General features: G+C 63.7%; 16 protein-coding genes. 8 read left to right on the forward strand and 8 right to left on the reverse strand.

All coding sequences use genetic code 11. From position 1 onward, the window contains the following. Positions 1-197: 197 nt before the first annotated feature. Both G3N58_RS11280 and G3N58_RS11285 read left to right on the forward strand, forming a co-directional pair. Positions 198-5,039, forward strand: a complete 4,842-nt coding sequence (locus tag G3N58_RS11280) for an NAD-glutamate dehydrogenase (protein ID WP_205999196.1) — start codon at positions 198-200, stop codon at positions 5,037-5,039. 219 nt (positions 5,040-5,258) lie between these two features. Beyond that, positions 5,259-6,167, forward strand: a complete 909-nt coding sequence (locus G3N58_RS11285; RefSeq protein WP_167043676.1) for a cation diffusion facilitator family transporter — start codon at positions 5,259-5,261, stop codon at positions 6,165-6,167. Between the two features lie 317 nt (positions 6,168-6,484). Here G3N58_RS11285 and G3N58_RS11290 read toward each other — a convergent pair whose 3' ends face one another. After that, a complete protein-coding gene (locus tag G3N58_RS11290) occupies positions 6,485-6,790 on the reverse strand; it encodes a DUF4148 domain-containing protein (RefSeq protein ID WP_167043678.1) in 306 nt (101 codons plus the stop codon). 288 nt (positions 6,791-7,078) lie between these two features. Further along, a complete protein-coding gene (locus G3N58_RS11295) occupies positions 7,079-8,083 on the reverse strand; it encodes a LysR family transcriptional regulator (RefSeq protein ID WP_167283168.1) in 1,005 nt (334 codons plus the stop codon). Between the two features lie 171 nt (positions 8,084-8,254). On the opposite strand from G3N58_RS11295, the gene G3N58_RS11300 reads away from it, so the two are divergent. From G3N58_RS11300 to G3N58_RS11325, 6 genes are all read left to right on the forward strand, one after another. Beyond that, positions 8,255-9,109 (forward strand): alpha/beta hydrolase, encoded by an 855-nt coding sequence (locus G3N58_RS11300; protein ID WP_167283166.1) that lies wholly within the window; start codon positions 8,255-8,257, stop codon positions 9,107-9,109. A gap of 33 nt (positions 9,110-9,142) precedes the next feature. Continuing rightward, the gene (locus G3N58_RS11305; protein WP_167043684.1) at positions 9,143-10,381 is read left to right on the forward strand and encodes an efflux RND transporter periplasmic adaptor subunit; all 1,239 of its coding nucleotides are present in this window, start codon (positions 9,143-9,145) and stop codon (positions 10,379-10,381) included. A gap of 43 nt (positions 10,382-10,424) precedes the next feature. Further along, positions 10,425-13,610: an efflux RND transporter permease subunit gene (locus G3N58_RS11310; protein ID WP_205999197.1), complete on the forward strand. Its 3,186-nt coding sequence runs from the start codon at positions 10,425-10,427 to the stop codon at positions 13,608-13,610. Positions 13,611-13,623: 13 nt separating this feature from the next. Then, positions 13,624-15,312: an efflux transporter outer membrane subunit gene (locus tag G3N58_RS11315; RefSeq protein ID WP_167043688.1), complete on the forward strand. Its 1,689-nt coding sequence runs from the start codon at positions 13,624-13,626 to the stop codon at positions 15,310-15,312. A gap of 229 nt (positions 15,313-15,541) precedes the next feature. After that, a complete protein-coding gene (locus G3N58_RS11320) occupies positions 15,542-16,720 on the forward strand; it encodes an acyl-CoA dehydrogenase family protein (RefSeq protein ID WP_346778260.1) in 1,179 nt (392 codons plus the stop codon). Between the two features lie 59 nt (positions 16,721-16,779). Further along, entirely contained in the window at positions 16,780-18,108 is a 1,329-nt protein-coding gene (locus G3N58_RS11325) for an Nramp family divalent metal transporter (RefSeq protein WP_167043692.1), read from the forward strand. Positions 18,109-18,278: 170 nt separating this feature from the next. Here G3N58_RS11325 and flhC read toward each other — a convergent pair whose 3' ends face one another. The 6 genes from flhC to G3N58_RS11355 all read right to left on the reverse strand — a co-directional run bounded on the left by flhC (position 18,279) and on the right by G3N58_RS11355 (position 21,665). After that, positions 18,279-18,848, reverse strand: a complete 570-nt coding sequence (gene flhC, locus G3N58_RS11330; protein WP_167043694.1) for a flagellar transcriptional regulator FlhC — start codon at positions 18,846-18,848, stop codon at positions 18,279-18,281. A gap of 14 nt (positions 18,849-18,862) precedes the next feature. Then, positions 18,863-19,183, reverse strand: a complete 321-nt coding sequence (gene flhD / locus G3N58_RS11335) for a flagellar transcriptional regulator FlhD (protein ID WP_167043696.1) — start codon at positions 19,181-19,183, stop codon at positions 18,863-18,865. 596 nt (positions 19,184-19,779) lie between these two features. Continuing rightward, on the reverse strand, positions 19,780-19,920 hold the full coding sequence (locus G3N58_RS11340) for a hypothetical protein (protein WP_167283156.1): 141 nt from the start codon (positions 19,918-19,920) through the stop codon (positions 19,780-19,782). Between the two features lie 8 nt (positions 19,921-19,928). After that, positions 19,929-20,804, reverse strand: coding sequence for a helix-turn-helix transcriptional regulator (locus tag G3N58_RS11345; protein WP_205999199.1), 876 nt, complete (start codon positions 20,802-20,804; stop codon positions 19,929-19,931). A 190-nt stretch (positions 20,805-20,994) separates the two neighbouring features. Next, a complete protein-coding gene (locus G3N58_RS11350) occupies positions 20,995-21,297 on the reverse strand; it encodes an addiction module antidote protein (protein WP_167043701.1) in 303 nt (100 codons plus the stop codon). Continuing rightward, the gene (locus G3N58_RS11355; protein WP_167043703.1) at positions 21,294-21,665 is read right to left on the reverse strand and encodes a type II toxin-antitoxin system RelE/ParE family toxin; all 372 of its coding nucleotides are present in this window, start codon (positions 21,663-21,665) and stop codon (positions 21,294-21,296) included. Before G3N58_RS11355 ends, G3N58_RS11350 begins: the two co-directional genes overlap by 4 nt. Positions 21,666-21,712: the final 47 nt, after the last annotated feature.

Consider the following 21,712-nt stretch of genomic DNA (forward strand, 5'->3'; position numbering starts at 1 on the left):
CGCCAGCCGCTCGCCGTCAGCCGGCGCGGACTGCCGCAGTGCAGCGCGATGCGCGGCGGCGCCGCGAAAAAACGCAGCGGGTATTACCTGAGCGCGCCGATCGATCTGATTGCGCGCGACGGGCGCATAATCCATTGTCAGACGTTGCCTGCGAATCACACGATACTCACCATTGCCGCCAGCCAGGGGAGTCGATCATGCAAGCAAAGAACGAAGAAGCCGTCACGCACCTGCTGAACGATGTCGTCGAATTTGCGCGTGGACGGCTGCCCGAGCCGACCTTCAACATCGTCGAACCTTTCCTGCGGCATTACTACGATTTCGTCGACAGCGGCGATCTGCAAAGCCGCTCGATCGCCGATCTCTACGGCGCGGCGCTCGCGCACTGGCAAACCGCGCAGCGCTTCGCGCCGGGCCAGCAGCGGTTGCGCGTCTATAACCCGATCCTCGAACAGCACGGTTGGCACTCCGATCATACGGTGATCGAGATCGTCAACGACGACATGCCGTTTCTCGTCGATTCGGTGTCGATGGCGGTCAACCGCGAGGGGCTCGCGCTGCATTCGGTCGTGCATCCGGTGTTTCGCATCTGGCGCGCGACCGACGGCAGCATCGAGCGCGTGAGCCAGGGTGCCGAGGAAGCCGGCGATACGCGTTCGCACCTGACCTCGTGCATTCACTTCGAAGTGGACCGTTGCGGCGATGCCGCAAAACTCGACGCACTGCGCGACGACATCGCGCGCGTGCTCGGCGACGTGCGCGCGGCCGTGGAAGACTGGCCGAAGCTGATCGAGTGCGCGAAGGCGACGATCCAGGACCTCAAGGTTCGCGAGACGGGCGCGGAAGGCGTCGAAGCGCGCGCGTTCCTCGAATGGATGGTCGCCGATCACTTCACGTTTCTCGGCCAGCGCGACTACGAACTCGTGCAGCAGGACAGCGGCTATGGTTTGCGCGCCGTGCCGGGCTCGGGCCTCGGCATTCTGCGCGATGCGCTGCGGCCCGCCGGCGCCGCGGAAATCACGCCGCTGCCGCCGGCTGCGACGGAGATCATTGCCGGCACGTCGCCGATCTTTCTGACCAAGGCCAATTCGCGCGCCACCGTGCATCGGCCCGGCTATCTCGACTATGTCGGCATCAAGCTGACCGGCGCGGACGGCAAGGTGAGCGGCGAGCGGCGCTTCATCGGCCTTTACACGTCCACCGCGTATTTCGTTTCGGCTGCGGAAATTCCGATCGTGCGGCGCAAATGCGCCAATATCGTGCGCCGCGCCGCTTTCCTGCCGAAGGGGCATCTGGCGAAATCGCTTGTGACGGTGCTCGAAACTTACCCGCGCGACGAACTGTTCCAGGCCGACGAAGATCAGCTCTACGACACCGCGCTCGGCGTGCTGCGTTTGCAGGAGCATCAGCGCACGCGTCTGTTCGTGCGGCGCGATCGCTTCGACCGCTTCGTGTCGTGCCTCGTGTTCGTGTCGCGCGACAAGTACAACACCGATTTGCGGCAGCGTATCGCCAACCTGCTCGCCGATGCGTTCAACGGCGAGAACGTCGAATTCACGCCGCTGCTCTCGGAGTCGACGCTTGCGCGGATTCATTTCGTCGTCCATGCGAAACCGGGCGGCATGCCGGACGTCGATACGCGCGAGCTCGAAGCGCGGCTCGTACAGGTTGCGCGCCGCTGGCAGGACGATCTTGCCGACGCGCTGCTCGACGTGTATGGCGAAGAGCACGGCAACCGTCTGCTGCAGCATTACGGCGACTCATTTCCCGCCGGCTATCGCGACGACTATCCGGCGCGCACGGCGGTGCGCGATATCGAGCTGATCGAGCGCGTGCAGGGCAGCGAAAGGCTTGCGATGAACCTGTACCGCCCGATCGAATCGGGACCGCGCGCGTTCCGCTTCAAGGTGTATCGCGCGGGCCAGCCGATCGCGTTGTCGCGCAGCTTGCCGATGCTCGAACATCTCGGCGTGCGGGTCGACGAAGAGCGGCCTTATCTGATCGAGGCACTGGGCGCGACGCCGGCATGGATTCACGACTTCGGCCTCGAACTCGCGGACGATGCCGAGTTCGACATCGAGCGCGTGAAGGACCTGTTCGAGGAAGCGTTCGAGCAGGTCTGGACCGGCGCGATCGAAAGCGACGACTTCAATCGCCTCGTCTTGCGCGCGCAACTGAATGCGCGCGAGGTGACGATTCTGCGGGCGTACGCGAAGTATCTGCGCCAGGTGGGCTCGACGTTCAGCGACGCGTATATCGAGCGCGCGGTGACCGGCAATCCGGCGATCGCGCGCATGCTCGTCGAACTGTTTATCGCGCGCTTCGATCCGGCGCTCGGCGCGGTGCGCGAGGCGCGCGTCGAAAGCCGTTTCGCGGCGATAGAGAGCGCGCTCGACCAGGTGCCCAATCTCGACGAGGACCGCATATTGCGGCAGTTCCTCGGCGTCATCAAGGCGACCAAACGCACCAACTACTATCGCTACGACGCCGAAGGGTGGCCGAAGTCGTACCTGTCGTTCAAGTTCGACCCAGCGCAGGTGCCGGGCTTGCCCGAGCCGAAACCGATGTTCGAGATCTGGGTCTATTCGCCGCGTGTCGAAGGCGTGCATTTGCGTGGCGGGCGCGTCGCGCGCGGCGGTTTGCGCTGGTCCGACCGGCGTGAAGACTTCCGCACGGAAGTGCTCGGCCTCATGAAAGCGCAGATGGTGAAGAACGTCGTGATCGTGCCGGTCGGCTCGAAGGGTGGCTTCGTCGTGAAGAATCCGCCGCCGCAAAGCGAGCGCGATGCGTGGATGCGCGAAGGCGTCGCGTGCTATCAGACCTTCCTGCGCGGCTTGCTCGACGTGACCGACAATCTCGCGGGCACCGACGTCGTGCCGCCGCCCGACGTGGTGCGCCACGATCCCGACGACCCGTATCTGGTCGTCGCCGCCGACAAAGGCACGGCCACCTTCTCCGACTACGCGAACGCGATCTCGCAGGAATACGGCTTCTGGCTCGACGATGCGTTCGCGTCGGGCGGCTCGGTCGGCTACGACCACAAGAAGATGGCCATTACCGCGCGCGGCGCATGGGAGTCGGTCAAACGGCACTTCCGCGAGATGGGCGTCGACACGCAGAGCATGAACTTCACGGTGGTCGGTGTCGGCGATATGTCGGGCGACGTGTTCGGCAACGGCATGCTGTTGTCGCCGCATATCCGGCTCGTTGCCGCATTCGATCACCGGCACATCTTTCTCGATCCCGATCCCGACCCGGCCGCGAGTCTCGCCGAGCGCGAGCGGCTGTTCATGCTCGACCGTTCGAGCTGGGCGGACTACGATCCGTCGCTGATCTCGGCGGGCGGCGGCGTGTTCCCGCGCAGCGCGAAGACGATTCCGTTGTCGGTGGCGGTGCAGTCCGCGCTCGGCATCAACGCGGCGGCACTCGCGCCGGCCGAACTGATGCGCGCGATTTTGCAGGCACCGGTCGATCTGCTTTATAACGGCGGCATCGGCACCTATGTGAAGGCGAGCCGCGAAACGCATCAGCAGGTCGGCGATCGCGCGAACGACGCGATTCGCGTGAGCGGCGCCGATCTGCGCTGCAAGGTCGTGGCCGAGGGCGGCAATCTCGGCCTGACGCAATTGGGGCGCATCGAATTCGCGCAGCGCGGCGGCCGCATCAATACCGATGCGATCGACAATTCCGCAGGCGTCGATTGTTCGGATCACGAAGTCAACATCAAGATTCTGCTCGGGCTCGTCGTCGCCGACGGCGAGATGACCGAGAAGCAGCGCAATGCCCTGCTCGCCGAAATGACCGACGAAGTGGGCCTGCTCGTGCTGCGGGACAACTACTATCAGACCCAGGCGTTGTCGATCGCGGGCCGCTTCGGCGTCGAACTGCTCGATGCCGAAGCGCGCCTGATGCGCTATCTGGAACGTGCGGGGCGGCTCAATCGCGTGATCGAGTTTCTGCCCACCGACGAGGAAATCGCCGAACGCGCGGCCGCGAAGCAGGGCCTGACGACACCCGAGCGCGCCGTGCTGCTCGCCTACAGCAAGATGTGGCTATATGACGCACTGCTCGATTCGTCGATGCCGGAAGACCCGCTCGTCGGCGACATGCTGATCGAGTACTTCCCGAAACCATTGCGGCAGCGTTTCCGCGAACCGATGCAGCGCCATCCGCTGCGCCGTGAAATTCTCGCGACGCATCTGACCAATGCACTGGTGAATCGCGTGGGCTGCGAGTTCGTGCATCGGCTGATGGAAGAAACCGACGCGCAGCCCGGCGACATCGTGCGCGCTTGCATCATGGCGCGCGACGTGTTCGATCTCGACCAGATCTGGAGCGATATCGACGCGCTCGACAACCGCGTTCCCGATGACGTGCAGGCGCGCATGTTCGCCGAAGTCGCGCGGCTCGTCGAACGTTCGGCGCTGTGGTTCTTGCGGCATCTGCAATCGGGCGCGGCCGGCGACGACGTGGCCGGTTTGCTCGCGCGCTGCCGCGATGCGGCGCAGCGCCTCGCGCCGCAATGGCCCGCGTTGCTGCCGCGCGCGGATCTCGAAGCGCTTTCCGAGCGGCAGCGCGGCTTCGTCGATGCCGGTGTCGATAGCGACCTCGCGGTGCGTATCGCGAGCGGCGAGGTATCGGCGGCGCTGCTCGATATCGCCGAAGTCGCATCGACGTGCGGGCGCAGTCTCGAACAGGTGGCAGGCGTCTACTTCGCGCTCGGCACGCTATTGAACTATGGCTGGATCAGCGAGCGCGCGGCTTCGCTGCCGGCGCCGACGCACTGGGACATGCTGGCGCGCGCCTCGGCATTGGCCGAACTCGCGCGGCTCAAGCGCGCGCTGACCACGAGCGTGCTGGCGGACGCGAACGAGGCATCGACGCCGGACTCGCTCGTGCAGGCGCGGCACGAAAAACGTGCCGCGCAGATCGAGCGTTATACGCGTCTGCTGGCCGACTTGCGCGCCACCGGCGGCGCGAGTCTTTCCGTTCTGCTCGTGGTCGTGCGCGAGATGGCGGCACTGGAAAGGGCACAGTGAGCGTCCGAGGGGGAGCGTGGCGACAGGAGAGACGGCGCGCATGGAAGGGCTCGACTACCGACCGCGTACATCGGCAGCTCGTGGAGCGAGGTAGCATAAGATGACGCGGCTCAGCGCGGCGAGTTGGATGTGTCCAACTCGCCGTGTTCATAATACGGGAGTTGCCTGTCGGCAACTTCCGATAAAACTCAGATAAAACTCACGGATGCCTTCCCGAAGATGAAAGAAGAATCGCCGAAAGCCATTTTTTATGCACTCGCCGCCAATCTCGGTATCGCTGTCTGCAAGTTCGCGGCGGCGGCGTTTACGGGTTCCGGCGCGATGTTTGCCGAAGCGATTCACTCTACCGCCGACTGCGGCAATCAACTGCTTCTGCTATTCGGCCTGAGCGAAGCGCGCAAGCCGGTCAGTCCCTTGCATCCCATGGGCAGCGGCCGCGAAATCAATTTCTATTCGCTGCTCGTTGCGTTGCTGCTGTTTTTTGTCGGCGGCGCGTTCTCGGTGTATGAAGGCGTGCATCGTGTGATGGCGCGCGAGCCGTTGCAGTTTGCGTTTGTCGCGCTGGCGGTGCTCGGGATTTCAGTGGTGCTCGAATCGCTGTCGCTATGGGGCGCCGTCAAGGAGATTCGCAAGACGCATCCGGATAAAAGCCTGTGGCGCTGGTTTCGCGAGACGCGCGAAGCCGAGCTGCTGGTCGTGGCAGGCGAGGATATTGCCGCTCTCGCGGGCCTCGCGATCGCGTTTATCGCGGTGCTGCTGACAATGGTGACCGGCAATCCTGTCTATGACGCGCTCGGTTCGATCGGCGTGGGTTTCCTGCTCATGGTGATTGCGTGGCTTGTTGCGCGTGAAGTGAAATCGATGATCGTCGGCGAGTCGGCGAGCCCGGAAGTGCGCCGCGCGATCGAGGCGCATCTGCATGCGCGCGAGGAGATTCGCAGCATCATCAATATGATTACGCTGCAATGGGGGCGTCATGTCGTCGTCGCGGTGCAGGCGGAAATGATCGATTATGCGAGCGGCCGCGCGATGGTCGATGCGATCAACGTGATCGAAGCCGATTTGCAGGCCACCTTTCCGCAAGTGCGTTGGGTGTTCTTCGAGCCCGACGTGCCGCGCGAAGCATAAAGCCGCGTCGCGACGCGCATTCGCGAGCGCTTTCGAATGGCGCTTCGCCCGCGAAGCGATGCTTGCGGGCACAGCGCACATATCGCACATATCGCGCATATCAGCCGCATCACACCCGGCGCCGCGAGCGACAACCTACACTCAATCTCAATGTTGCAACGGACGATACGGCATCCACACGGGCGTATCGCTATTCCAGTTGTCCAGTTCCGACGGTGTCATGGTGAGCTCCTTGATGAAGAGTGCGCGGGCGACGAATCGGCGACCACTTCCGATGGAAAATCGATCGTCGCGCCGAGCGCGCTTTGGCTGATGCGTTACTGACCTGCCGCTACACGAGTCACGTTGCCGCTCGTGCCTTCCTGTAGCGCGATACGGGCCGTTTGCGTTTGGCCGATCAGACCTTTGTCCGGATACGCGTTGCGATTGAGCGAGGGCAGCGAACCGTCGCGATACGCGGCGACCAGTTCGGCCTTGACTTCGGCACGTGTTTTCGTACTCGCGGCCGCCGCCGGTTGCGTGTCGTAAGTGCCCGCGCGGCCAATGCCGCCACCGCCTTGCGCAAATACCGGAGCGCTGACGAGCAGCGAAAGAGCGAGACCTGCCAGCAGATTGCGTTTCATGATTCACTCCTGTCGATTCCTTGGCAGCGCGGATGGCGCTGCGACAGGGTGAACTGTAGAGGTCGGTGCGGTGCGGGTAAATCCCGCTTTCGCGAAATGAATTGTCGCGATTTCAGAACAATCGCGCGTGAGGCCGGGCCATCGCCGCGACTGCGCCGGCTGCGACGAGGCTTTAAAAAAACCGCGGCATTGGAGCCGCGGCTGTAATTCACTGTTTCAGTTTGCGTACTTTTGAGTACTTCAATGTGGGCAGAGCCACGCAGCGCGTCGGGGACGCTGATGAGGTTCTCATGCGACCCACTCGGTCATCATCGGCGTATCGCGTACCGGGGCCGACTCGCGTTCTTCCAAAGTGCGCTTCGTGCAGGTGGCGTCGAGACTGTAGCGTCCGCTCAGCAGCGGGCAACGCTCGAACACTTCCGCGATCCAGTCCACGAACACGCGGACTTTCGGCGACAGATGGCGGCTGTGCGGATAGACGGCGGAAATCGGCATCGGCAGAGGCTTCAACTCCGGCAGCGCTTCGACGAGCTGGCCCGAACGCAGATGCGGCAGCACCATGAAGAGCGCCGGCTGAATCAGGCCGAAGCCTTCGAGTCCGCAAGTCACGTAGGCATCCGCGTCGTTGACCGACACGATGCTCTTCATCTTCACTTCCACTTCGTTGCCGTTCACGAGGAACGCCCAGTCGAGGGTGCGGCCCGTGCGGCTCGAGAAGTAATTGACGGCCTTATGGTTGTCGAGATCTTCGAGCGACGCGGGCATGCCCGCGCGCTCGATGTAGTCCGGCGACGCGCAGGTCACGCCCTCGAACAGGCCGATGCGGCGCGCGACCAGTGACGAATCCTGCAGCGCGCCGACCCGCAGCACGCAATCCACGCCTTCCTGCAGCAGGTCTACCGGCCGGTCGGTCAAACCGAGCTGCAGGTCGATGTCCGGATAGCGCGTGTGGAATTCGCACAGCGAGGGAATCACGATCAGGCGGCCGAGCGACCCCGGCATGTCGATGCGCAGCTTGCCGTGCGGCTTCTTGTTGCCGCTCTGAAAACTGGCTTCGGTTTCCTCGACGTCCGCGAGGATGCGCACGCAGCGCTCGTAATACGCGGCGCCGTCCGGCGTCAGCGACAGACGCCGCGTGGTCCGGTGCATCAGGCGGGTGCCGAGAAACGCTTCGAGGTTCTGAATAATCGTGGTGACCGACGCGCGCGGCAAATCGAGCGTTTCCGCCGCGCGGGTAAAGCTGTTGGTGTCGACGACACGGGTGAACACTTGCATGGCCTGAAGCCGGTCCATCGCAAACCTCCATGAAGACGGGCGCAGTGGCGGAGTGGAATCCGCGGAGCAATCGCGGTGGATTGTTCAGAGGCACCGAATTGTGTTGCCGGATTATAGGCATTTATTTACGAGTCTGCCGAACCCACAATTCGCACCATTGAAGTTTTGTGCGCATTTGCGCGGCTCGACATGGATGCATTCAAATCGCCGTATTCCTTTGTTCCCGTGGACGACAGCGCCGCGGAAGCCAATGAGGCGGCACTCGAAATCACCGACGTACAGATCGACGGACACGCACAGGAAATCACCCTGCGTTTGTACCGGCTTGCGAAAAAGACCGCACTGCCGGTACTGCTTTATTTCCACGGCGGCGGCTTTACCCGGGGCTCGATAGAGCAGGCCGACTTTGCCGCGCGCTATTTCGCGGAACACTTGCCGGCGCTCGTCGTGTCGGTCGGCTATTCGCTTGCGCCGCAGTTTCCGTTTCCGGCTGCGCCCGAAGACGCGCATCGCGCGGCGCTATGGGTGCAGACGCGGGCGCGTGCTTTCGGCGGCAATAGCAGAAAGATCGGCGTGGCCGGTCACGATGCGGGCGGCCAGCTGGCGAACTGTCTCGCCTTTATCGCGCGCGACCGCGGCGACGTGCCGATCGCCGCGCAGGCGCTGTTCGGACCGATGCTCGATCCGAGCCTGACGCGTCTTGGCGACGAGCGGCGCCTCGGTTCCGACATCACCGCGAGCGAGTGCGCCGCGTGTTATCGCGCGTATCTGCCGAAAGCCTCGCAGCGCATGCATCCGTACGCGGCGCCGCTCGAATCGGCGCGGCTCGCGGGTTTGCCGGCCACGCTGATCGCGACCGCGCAGAACGACGTGCTGCACGTCGAGGCCGAGAAGTATGCAAGCAATCTGATCGACGCGGGCGTGCAGACCCAGGTGGCCCGCTATCCGAGCGTTTCGCACGCGGCGCTCGCCGATCATCCGCCCGCGTTGCAGGAAGCGGTGCGCTTTTTTCAGTGGCGCTTCGACACGCGCGCGCATCGATAAACAGAATTTCAATCAACGATACCGGAGCTACACATGACCATCCTTCCACTTTCCCGCCGCCGCGTGGCGTTTGCCGCGCTAGCCGTGCTCGTGCTCGCCGGGCTCGGCACGTTCGGCGCGATTCGCGTCGATGCGAGTTCGCCGGCCGCGCCGACCATCGTGCCCGAGGTCGACGTCGCGACCGTCGTGCAAAAGACGATCACCGACTGGCAGAGTTATTCGGGCCGTCTCGAAGCCGTCGAGAAAGTCGACGTGCGTTCGCAGGTGCCGGGCACGATCGTCTCGGTCAACTTCAAGGACGGCGCGCTCGTGAAGAAAGGCGACACGCTGTTCGTGATCGATCCGCGTCCGTATGCGGCCGAAGTCGATCGCGCCGAAGCCCAGCTCGCGGCCGCGCAGGCGCGCACGGGCTACACGCAAAGCGACTGGGAGCGCGCGCAGCGACTGATCGCCGACAACGCCATTGCCAAGCGCGACTACGACGAGAAGCAGAACGCCGCGCGCGAGGCGAGCGCGAACCTGAAGGCCGCGCAAGCCGCGCTCGAAACCGCGCGCATCAATCTCGGCTACACGAAGATCACGGCGCCGGTGTCGGGCCGCGTGTCGCGCGCGGAGATCACGGTCGGCAACGTCGTGTCGGCGGGCGCGAGTGCCGCGCCGTTGACCACGCTCGTGTCGGTTTCGCCGATCTACGCATCGTTCGACGCGGACGAACAGACCTACCTGCAATACCTGAGCCGCGCGAAGGACGGCAGCAAGGTGCCGGTCGAACTCGGTCTCGCCGATGAAACCGGCTACTCGCGCAGCGGCACGATCGAGTCGGTCGACAACCGCCTCGATACGTCGTCGGGCACTATCCGTGTGCGCGCGAAGTTCGACAACGCGGACGGCGCGCTGATTCCGGGCCTTTACGCGCGCGTGAAAGTGGGCGGCAGCGCGCCGCACCCGGCGCTGTTGATCGACGATGCCGCGGTCGGCACCGACCAGGACAAGAAGTTCGTGCTCGTGGTCGATCAGGGCAACCACGTCGTCTATCGCGAGATCTCGACGGGCGCGATGCAGGGCGATCTGCGCGTCGTCAAGGACGGTTTGAAGCCGGGCGACCGCATCGTCGTGAACGGCATTCAGCGCGTGCGTCCCGGCGATGCGGTTCGCGCACACATGGTGCCGATGACGGCCGACCAGGACCCGAACAGCGCACCGCTCGCGCAAACGCGCGCGAAGGCGGACGCCGGCGCGGACAGCACGAAGAGCACAAAGGGCAATTCGTGAGCCGCACGCGCCAGCGCGCATGTTTCAACGTTAAGAGCTTCCCATGAACATATCCAAATTCTTCATCGATCGCCCGATCTTTGCAGGCGTGCTATCGGTCTTGATCCTGCTCGGGGGCATCATCTCGCTGTTCAAGCTGCCTATTTCCGAGTATCCGGAAGTGGTGCCGCCGTCGGTGGTGGTGCATGCGCAGTATCCGGGTGCGAATCCGAAAGTGATTGCCGAGGCGGTCGCCGCGCCGCTCGAAGAGCAGATCAACGGCGTCGAAAACATGCTGTATATGCAGTCGCAGGCGAATAGCGACGGCAATCTCACGCTCACCGTGACGTTCAAGCTCGGCACCAATCCCGACCTCGCGACGCAACTGGTGCAGAACCGCGTCAACCAGGCGCTGCCGCGTCTGCCCGAAGACGTGCAGCGGCTCGGCGTGACGACGATCAAAAGCTCGCCGACGCTGACGATGGTCGTGCATCTGATCTCGCCGAACGACCGCTACGACATGACGTATCTGCGCAATTACGCGCTGCTCAACGTGAAGGATCGGCTCGCGCGGATTCAGGGCGTCGGCGAAGTGCAGTTGTGGGGTTCGGGCGACTACGCGATGCGTATCTGGCTCGATCCGCAAAAGGTCGCGCAGCGCGGGCTGACCGCGACCGAAGTCGTCAATGCGATTCGCGAGCAGAACATTCAGGTGGCGGCCGGCGTGATCGGCGCATCGCCGTCGGTGCCGGGCACGCAGTTGCAGTTGTCGGTGAATGCGCGCGGCCGTTTGAAGACCGAGAGCGAATTCGGCGACATCATCGTGAAGACCGCGCCCGATGGCGGCGTGACGTATCTGCGCGATATCGCGCGTATCGAACTTGCGGCGTCGGAATACGGCCTGCGTTCGTTGCTCGACAACAAGCCCGCCGTTGCACTGGCCATCAACCAGGCGCCCGGTGCGAACTCGCTTGCGATTTCCGAACAGGTGCGCGCGGCGATGAAGGAACTCTCCGCAGACATGCCGGCCGGCGTCGAATACCGGATCGTCTACGACCCGACGCAATTCGTGCGTTCGAGTATCGAGGCGGTGATCCACACGCTGCTCGAAGCAATCGCGCTCGTTGTGATCGTCGTGATTGTGTTTTTGCAGACGTGGCGTGCGTCGATCATTCCGTTGATCGCGGTGCCGGTGTCGATCGTCGGTACGTTCTCGCTGCTGCTGGCATTCGGTTTTTCGATCAACGCGCTCTCGTTGTTCGGCATGGTGCTCGCGATCGGTATCGTGGTCGACGACGCGATCGTGGTGGTGGAGAACGTCGAGCGCAACATCGAAAACGGGCTCAGTGCGCGCGATGCGACCTACAAGGCGATGCGCGAAGTGAGCGGGCCGATCATCGCGATTGCGCTGACACTTGTTGCCGTGTTCGTGCCGCTCGCGTTCATGACGGGTCTCACGGGCCAGTTCTACAAGCAGTTCGCCATGACTATCGCGATCTCGACGGTGATCTCGGCGTTCAATTCGCTGACCTTGTCGCCGGCCCTGTCCGCGTTGCTGTTGCGCGGCCACGGCGCGAAGGAAGACTGGCTGACGCGCGTGATGAACCGTGTACTCGGCGGCTTCTTCAGGCGCTTCAACAAGGTCTTTCATCGCGGCTCGGAAGCCTATGGCCGTGGCGTGACCGGTGTGTTGCGACGCAAGGGCGCGATGCTCGTGGTGTACGCGATCCTGCTCGGCGCGACCGTCTTGATGGCGCGCGTGGTGCCGGGCGGCTTCGTGCCCGCGCAGGACAAGGAGTATCTGATCGCGTTTGCGCAGTTGCCGAACGGTGCATCGCTCGATCGCACCGAGAAGGTGATTCGCGACATGAGCGCGATCGCGCTGAAGCAGCCGGGCGTGGAAAGTGCGGTGGCGTTCCCCGGTTTGTCGGTGAATGGCTTCACGAATAGTTCGAGCGCGGGCATCGTGTTCGTCACGCTGAAGCCGTTCAAGCAGCGTGGCAGCAGGAAGCTCTCGGCCGGTGCGATTGCCGGCGCGCTGAACCAGCAGTATGGCGCGATCAAGGACTCGTTCGTCGCGGTGTTCCCGCCGCCGCCGGTGCTCGGCCTCGGCACGCTCGGCGGCTTCAAGATGCAGCTCGAAGATCATGGAGCGGTCGGTTACGCCGAACTCAACAAGGCGGCGGAAGCATTCGTGAAGCGCGCGGCGCAGACGCCTGAGCTCGGCCCGACGTTCTCGAGCTATCAGATCAACGTGCCGCAACTGAACGTCGATCTCGATCGCGTGAAGGCCAAGCAGCTCGGCGTGCCGGTCACCGACGTGTTCGACACGATGCAGATCTATCTGGGCTCGCTTTACGTGAACGACTTCAACCGCTTCGGCCGCGTGTATCAGGTGCGGGTGCAGGCGGATGCGCCGTTCCGTCAACGTGCCGACGACATCCTGCAACTGAAGACGCGCAATGCTTCGGGCGAGATGGTGCCGCTCTCGTCGCTGGTCACGGTGACGCCGACATACGGACCGGAGATGGTGGTGCGCTACAACGGCTACACCGCGGCCGACATCAACGGCGGTCCGGCGCCCGGCTATTCGTCGGGGCAGGCGCAGGCCGCGGCTGAGCGCGTGGCTGCCGAAGTGCTGCCGCGCGGCGTGAAGCTCGAATGGACCGACCTCACGTATCAGCAGATTCTCGCCGGCAATGCGGGCATGTGGGTGTTCCCGATCAGCGTGCTGCTCGTGTTTCTCGTGCTTGCGGCGCTGTATGAAAGCCTGACGCTGCCGCTCGCGGTGATCCTGATTGTGCCGATGAGCGTGCTGTCCGCGCTGACCGGCGTGTGGCTCACCGGCGGCGACAACAACATCTTCACGCAGATCGGCTTGATGGTGCTGGTGGGTCTGTCGGCGAAGAACGCGATCCTGATCGTCGAATTCGCGCGCGAACTCGAACATGATGGACGCACGCCGCTCGCGGCGGCGATCGAGGCAAGCCGCTTGCGGTTGCGGCCGATTCTGATGACGTCGATCGCCTTCATCATGGGCGTGGTGCCGCTGGTGCTGTCGAGCGGCGCGGGCTCGGAGATGCGTCACGCGATGGGTATTGCGGTGTTCTTCGGCATGCTCGGCGTCACGCTGTTCGGCCTGATGCTGACGCCGGTGTTTTATGTGGTGCTGCGTTCGCTCGCGGGTGGGACGATCCACGTCGCGCAGAAGGACTCGCCGCGCTATGGCACGGCCGTCACGGACGCCTGAGGAGAAAACAATAATGAAACGCTTTGAATCTCGCTTTGCCTCTTTGAGCGGCTGGGGCCGCGCGGCGGCAAGCGGTTTGCTGGTCGCGCTGCTGGCGGCGTGCTCGCTGGAGCCCGTGTACAAGCGGCCGGACGTCGATGCGCCGGCCGCGTTCAAGGAAGCGCCGGCGGTAACGGCCGCGCCGGCAGCGGCGGCCTCGGGCGCCACCGATGCATCGGCACAGAACGCCGGCACATGGAAGCCCGCTCAACCGTCCGATGACGCATTGCGCGGCGAATGGTGGAAGGTGTTCGGCGACTCGCAACTCGACGCGCTCGAAGCGCAGGCCGCCGCCGCGAATCAGGATCTGAAGGCCGCGGCGGCGCGCGTGCAGCAGGCGCGCGCGGTGACGCAGGCGGCGAAGTCCGACTGGTTTCCGAAGTTCGACGCGGGCTTCGGCCCGACGCGCGAGCGGGCGTCGGCGGCGTCGCAATTCCAGCCGGACAGCGTGGGCGGCACGACCGGCACGATCTGGCGCGCGCAGATGGGCGCGTCGTACGAGGCGGATCTGTTCGGGCGGGTCGGCTCGAACGTGAACGCGTCGCGCGCCGACGAGCAGCAAAGCGAAGCGCTGTTCCGTTCGGTGCAGTTGTCGTTGCAGGCCGACGTCGCGCAGAACTACTTCCTGTTGCGCGAACTCGATACGGACCAGGACCTGTATCGCCGCACCGTCGCATTGCGCGAGGACGCGCTGAAGCTCGTCGAGCGGCGCTTCAAGGAAGGCGACATCAGCGAACTCGACCTTGCGCGCGCCCGCAACGAACTGGCGAGCGCGCGTGCCGATGCGGTGGGCGTCGCGCGTCAGCGGGCGGCCTCGGAGCATAGCCTTGCGATTCTGCTCGGCAAGCCGCCCGCCGATTTTTCGTTTGCCGAAGCACCGCTCGTGCCGGTAACGGTGCGCGTGCCGGCCGGTTTGCCGTCGGCGCTGCTCGAACGGCGCCCCGATATCGCGGCGGCCGAACGCGCGATGCAGGCCGCGAACGCGCGCGTCGGGCTTGCGAAGTCGGCGTTCTTCCCGAAGCTCGATATCACCGGCGCGTTCGGTTTCGAATCGGCGACGCTCGGCGATCTGTTCATGTGGTCGAGCCGCGCGTTCATTCTCGGGCCGTTCGCGGGCACCGCGTTGACGCTGCCGATCTTCGACGGCGGGCGCCGCAAGGCCAACCTCGCGCAGGCGCGCTCGAAGTATGACGAGGACGTCGCGCAGTATCGTCAGCAGGTGCTCGTGGCGTTCCGCGAGGTCGAGGACAATCTCGCCGATCTGCGCCTGCTCGACGATCAGATGCGCGAGCAGAACAATGCGGTCGACGCCTCGCAACGGGCCGCGCATCTGTCGCGTACGCAGTACACCGAAGGTGCGGTCAGCTATCTCGACGTGATCGACGGCGAGCGCCAGGTGCTGCTGTCGCAATTGCAGGCGAGCCATCTGGCGGGCACGCAGGCGGTGGCGACGGTGAATCTGATTCGTGCGTTGGGCGGCGGCTGGGGCGATGTGAAAGCGGACGATACCGCGGTGGGGGCGGCTCCGGTGCCAGCGGATGCGGTTCCTGCCGGGGCTTCTGGCGCTGCGGCGGCTTCGCTCGCTGCTTTGCCCTCTGCTTCGTCGAACTCCGCGTCTGAGGCCGTCTCCGTTCCGGCGCAGCAGCAGGTGGCGAAGCGCTAACCGGTTGTTCGACCGGTTGAGGCTCAACGCCGTCAACGGTCGCATCACCAAGGCATTACCAACGCCGGGCCGCGCAAAAGCGCCGCCCGGCGTTTTTGCGTCCAAATCGTTTTTCGCGCTTTCCTTCTGCCAATCGCTTCGTAGACCTCGCATGCACGGCTCTCTATGATCGTCCGGATGCAACCATCGACTACTCCAGGGCAAGCCAGTGACTTTCGTGCGTGACGGCATCGAGCAGATTCGCGAACCTCAACAGGCGCAGCCCGCGCGCGACCTGACGGCGTTGCTCCAGGCGCTGCGTGCCAGCGCCGCGCAGCGCGATCGCGAAGGCGGCCATGCCGCGCGGGAAAAACAGTGGATCGCCGATGCGGGACTGCTCACGCTCGCCGTGCCGCGCGAATTCGGCGGCGCGGGCGCAGGCTGGTCCGACATCTACGATGTGATTCGCCAACTCGCGCGCGTCGACAGCGCGCTCGCGCATCTGCTCGGCTTCACCTGCCTGCAAATCGTGAGCCTCGACGTGTGGGGCAATCCGCAGCAACGCGCGCACTATCTGCGAGGCAGCGTCGAACATCGCTGGTGGTGGGGCAATGCGGTCAATCCGCTCGATACGCGGCTCGTTGCAACGGCAACCGGAGACGGCGGCTATCTGCTCGACGGCCAGAAAGGCTTTTGCTCCGGCACGCGCGGCTCGCAGATGATGACCGTGTCCGCGCACGATCCCGTCACCGGCAAGCCGGTGTTCGCCGTGGTGCCGACCGAGCGCGCGGGCATTGCCGTGCACGACGACTGGAATCCGATCGGCCAGCGTCAGACCGACAGCGGCAGCGTGTCGTTCGTGCGGGTCCGCGTCGCGCCCGACGAAGTGCTGGTGCGGCCCGACACGCCGTATGCGAGTCTGCGCACGCTGATCTCGCAACAGGTGCTGACCAATCTGTTTGTCGGCCTCGCGCAGGGCGCGCTCGACGCGGCGCGCGCGTACGTGCATGAGCATGGCCGACCGTGGATCGCGTCCGGCGTGAGCCAGGCCACCGACGATCCGTATCTGATCCAGCGTTTCGGCGAAATGCATATCCAGGCGGTCAGTGCGGAAGCGCTGGCCGTGCGTGCCGCGAACGCGCTCGACGAGGCGTGGCGGCAGGGCATGTCGCTCGAAGCAGGCACGCGCGCGCGGGTGGCGCTCGTGACGTCGGAAGCGAAGGTCGTGGCGCACCGCGCGGCGCTCGACGTCGGCGAAAAGCTGTTCGACGCCTGCGGTGCCCGTGCGACGCACGCGCCGCTCGCGCTCGACCGCTTCTGGCGCAACGCGCGCGTGCATACGCTGCACGATCCGCTCGACTATCGCGTGCGCGACGTCGGCCGCTACGCGCTAAACGGCACGCTGCCCGAGGTTTCTTTGTACACTTGAGGCCGTTTGCGACCGCCCGCGTGGGGCGTCGCGTCGATTCCCCTCAAGAGATTCCCGGCTTGTTCTTCAAATTACCGACTACCGCCACCGCGCCGTTCTGCCCGTCCGAGGTGCAGGGCTCAGTGGCCGTCCCGGCGCAAGCGCCGTTCTGGAAAAAGATCCTGCAATTCGCGGGGCCCGGTCTGCTGGTTTCGATCGGCTATATGGACCCGGGCAACTGGGCCACGGCAATCGAAGCCGGATCACGCTACGGCTACAGCCTGCTGTTCGTCGTGCTGCTGTCGAGCCTCGCGGCGATGGCGCTGCAATGTCTGAGCATGCGGCTCGGCATCGCCACCGGACGCGACCTCGCGCAACTGTCGAGCGCGCGCTACTCGCCGCGCGTCGCGCGCGTGCAATGGCTGCTCGCGGAACTGTCGATCATCGCGTGCGATCTCGCCGAGGTGCTCGGCGGCGCGCTCGCGTTCCATCTGCTGTTCAATTGCTCGCTGACCACCGGCGTGTTGCTGACCGCGTTCGATACGCTGATCGTGCTCGGCCTCAAGGGCAAGAATTTTCGCGACCTCGAAGCGATCATGCTCGGGCTGATCGCGACGATCGGTGTCGGCTATATCATCGAGCTGGCGCTCGTCGGGCCGCATTGGCCGTCGGTCGCGCATGGGCTGATTCCGTCGTGGCAGGCGCTCAGTTCGCGCGAGCCGATGTATCTCGCGATCGGCATCCTCGGCGCGACGGTGATGCCGCATAACCTGTATCTGCATTCGTCGATCGTACAAACGCGTGCGGTGAAGCGCGACTCGGCCGGCATCCGTTCGGCGATCAGCCTGTCGCGCATCGATACGATCGTGTCGCTCGTGCTCGCGGCGCTCATTAACATGGCGATCCTGATACTGGCCGCCGCGGCGTTTCACGCGACCGGCCACCAGGCCGTCACGCAGATCGAGGATGCCTACCGGCTGCTCGCGCCGATCGTCGGCACCGGCTTCGCGGCGCTGCTGTTCGCGATCACGCTGCTCGCATCGGGACAGAGCTCGACCTTTACCGGCACGGTGGCGGGGCAGGTCATCATGGAAGGCTTCCTGAAGATGAAGATTCCGTGCTGGCAGCGGCGCTTCATCACGCGCGCGCTCGCGCTGATTCCCGCGCTGATCGGCGTGCGGATGCTCGGCAACGGTGCGGTCGGCCAACTGCTCGTCGCGAGCCAGGTCGTGCTGAGCCTGCAATTGCCGTTCGCGCTCTATCCGCTGATTCGCATGACGAACGATCGCTCGCTGATGGGCGAGTTCGCCAACAGACTGCCGACGCGGCTGCTCGCGTGGACGCTGTTCGTGGCGATCAGCGCGGCGAATCTGTGGCTCGTTGTGCAGACGGTCGGGCTTGCCGGCTGATCGCGGCAGTCTTGAACGGCAGGGCCGTTGGCGTTGCCGTTGTCATTGATGACGGTGACGGTGACGGCGAAAAAAAATCCGCATAGCCGGTTCGACTCTGCGGACTCTTCTTTCTTATAGGCTTCGATTCGAATCGACTGGCCCCGTCTCCTCGGATCGACTCAATGTATTCAGGCGGCCTGAGCGACCTGCGCTGCTTCGAGCGCTTCCTGGCGGGCTGCTGCTGCTTTCTTGGTCTTGCCGGCCCGCGACGGCGGCTGGCACGCACCGCATACGACGTTATGCTGCAGGTCGTGCTTATGCGCGACAAACTTGCCCGAGCAACGGCAGCATGGGGTCAACTGCAGAATGTCGGCGTCGAAGAAACGCACGAGCGTCCATGCGCGCGTCAGGTCCAGCACCGGTTCGGTCTCGCTGTGCTGGCAGTGTTCGAGATACAGCCGATACCCCTTGGTCAGTGCGTCCAGATGCGAGCAGCGCGCTTCGTTCTTGAGGAACAGGTAGGTGTTGTAGAACAGCGATGCATGAATGTTCGCGAGCCACGTCATGTACCAGTCCGCCGAAAACGGCAGCATGCCCTTGGGCGGCGACACGCCCTTGACCTCGCGGTACAGGCGGATCATGCGGTCGCGCGAGAGCGTCAGCTCGCTTTCGAGCACCTGCATGCGCGCGCCGAGTTCGATCAGCGCGATCGCGCGGAATACTTCCTGCGCGTCTTCAGTGAGGCTTCGCTTGAGCATTGCAGTTACCTCGATCAAGCAAACTGCTCGGCGGGCTGGCCTGCGAGCAGGATAGCCGCATGGGTCGGCGCGACGGCTGCGTGCTTCGTCGTTTGCGTCAACGCTGACAGCATCGAGTGGTCGTTGAAGCGGAAGAAGCACAACAGCTGCTCGGAAGAGGCCAGCTTGACGATCTGCGCGAGCGACAGCCCGGCCAGCAAATCAGCCAATTCCGACGACAACCCCAGCCGAAACATGCCGACCGGTTTGTCCTCACGCAACATACGCTGCGCAAGCATGATGTAAGACAAGTTGATCTCGCGGATAGAATCCAGCGTCTCGCTGCTACGGTCCATTTTCTCTGTTTCCGAAGCCCCGAATTACTATGTCGGCTTTTAGCCGTTATGTCTTTTCTGCCTCGCCGGCGATTCCCCCCGGCTACATGTCACTGCTTGATACAGACTGCGAATTTTTGATACATCGCGTTACATTTCGTAACAGCTTGGGACGAATTGTATGAAGTGTAAAACCAGAAAGCAATCCCTTCCTGAAAAAATATCTCAAAAAAAGAATCGATTTCCGGTAACTCTTTCACGCTACTGTAATGAACGATGCACGGCGAATCTTCGACTATCCGAAATCCGAGGAAAATCGGTGGAAACCTTGCAGGGAGGGCCTCTGGCTTAATTGACGTGGCAAATGATTACGATCGGCCGCGAACGGCGAATTGGATTTGGTTTGGAAAGGCAATAGAAAGAATAACTAATGGGCGGTAATAAATACGGCTTTTGTATGTTGAATAGGGTTCGATCAAATGTGTAACAGGATGATGTGGCCTCAGTTACAAACACGGCACTGCCGGGCCACATTTGTAACGTTGAGGCGACAGTTTTGCGGGAGGGGGCTACCTGCGGGGATGTCGGACGGGGTTGGTGTCGGGGCCGAAGAGACGCTATGGACGTGTGCCGGGAACGTAGCCGGCGAAGGCTGCGGTGAGGCGGAGCGCGCTGTGGAAGCCGTCTGACGCGACGGTGCTCCAATAGGTGCCGATATTGCCGCCATGGGCGAGGCGGACGCCGTAGTAGCCGAGCATCGGGTTACCTACCCGGCGTTTATCCCTCGGCCTTCGTGCGCCGGCCGGGTCGATGCAAATTCGCGCAATGCCAGCGTAGTTTGCTGATCCGCGGGAAAGAACGCCTCGATGGCGAGTTCCGACAGCGTGACATCCACTGGCGTACCGAATACCGTGGTCGTGCTGAGAAACGACAGCACGCCGATCGAAGTGCGCAGCCTCAACGGCACCGCTATCTGATTGAGGGCGGTGTCGTCTGGGGCTGCCGCGTCCGCATCCGGTGGTGCGGGATAGGTGGCCAACTCGTCGCGTAGCGCGCCCAGCGCATCGTCGCCGCTGACGTCGATTTGCCGTTGCAGGCGGGCCAGTATGTGCTCGCGCCACGCATGCCAATTGACGATAGACGATGCAATGCCCTGCGGATGCAGGCTCAAGCGCAGCGCGTTGACCGGCGGCTTCAGCAACTCGGGACTGGCACCGCTCAATAGTGGCGCAAGTGCGTTGTTGGCCGCGACGATGGTCCAGTGCCGGTCGATTGCGAGCGCGGGGTAGGGCTCGTGTCCCTTGAGTACCAGTTCGACGGCTTCGCGTGCGGCGGCGAGTTGCGGATCGGAAAGCGGGCGCTCACGAAATAACGGTGCGTAGCCCGCTGCGACGAGCAGCGCATTGCGTGCCCGCAACGGTACGTCGAGCCGTTCGGCCAGGTGCATGACCATTTCGCGGCTCGGCAGCGCGCGGCCCGATTCGACGAAGCTCAGATGCCGGGTTGAAATTTCGGCTTCGGTGGCAAGCAGCAACTGGCTCATGCGTCGCCGCTGACGCCATTCGCGCAGCAGATTGCCAACGGTGCGGCTGGGTAGCGACGCGGGTGAAGCAGCCGTTTGTGCAAGAGAGAGCGTGTTCATGTCTCCGATCATAGTCAAAGCGCGCGAGCAAACCATGACCTGAGAGGTAACGTGCGGCCAGTTTCAATGATCGATACTCGCAGTCCTGCCGGCTTCCGACCGATCTCCTCGAGCGTGCATGGCAATGCGGCAGACCCGGCGTGCCGATATGGCAGTGCGGGGGCACAACGCAAAAAACGCGGAACCCCGATCACGCAGCCACCGCATTCGCGGGCTCAGCGCTAAGCCGGATGTTGAGTGCGCGCAGCAGTTTGAGCACCGTGTCCATGCGCGGTTTGGAGCCGGGCGCAAGTGTCTTGTAGAGGCTTTCGCGACCGAGCCCCGCGTCCGCCGCGATTCGGGTGATGCCGCGCGATTTGGCGACATCGGCGATGGCGGCGAGCAGCGCGTCGGCATTGCTTTCGGCAAGCGCGGCGTTCAGATATGCAGCGACCATTGCGTCGCTGTCGAGGTAGCGCGAGGCATCGAATCGTGCCGTTTTGATCTTGCTCATGATCGTTCCCTTCTGATGGCTTCCCACATTGTTCGGGCATGTTTGATGTCTGCCTTCTGCGTGGATTTGTTGCCGCCGCACAGCAGCAGATACACCGTACGCCCTTCGCGCGCGTAGTAGACCCGATACCCCGGGCCACAGTCGATGCGCATCTCGAACACCCCTTCTTCCAGAAACTTGACGTCGCCGAAATACCCGCGTTCCGCGCGCCGGATACGCACGAGAATTTTTGCCTTGGCTCGCAGGTCTGTGAGTCCGTCGAGCCAATGGTCGAATTCTTCGGTGCAGTTGACCGTGTACGTGGGTGGTGTTGCGATCTGGTATAGATCGTATCCTTTGGGATACTTATTTGCAAGCGTGGAAAACATATCAATAAAACGGTTCGTGCCGTGCCCCTGTTCGTTACTCCCACACC

This window comes from Paraburkholderia sp. Ac-20342, assembly GCF_017104985.1.
Taxonomy (GTDB): domain Bacteria; phylum Pseudomonadota; class Gammaproteobacteria; order Burkholderiales; family Burkholderiaceae; genus Paraburkholderia.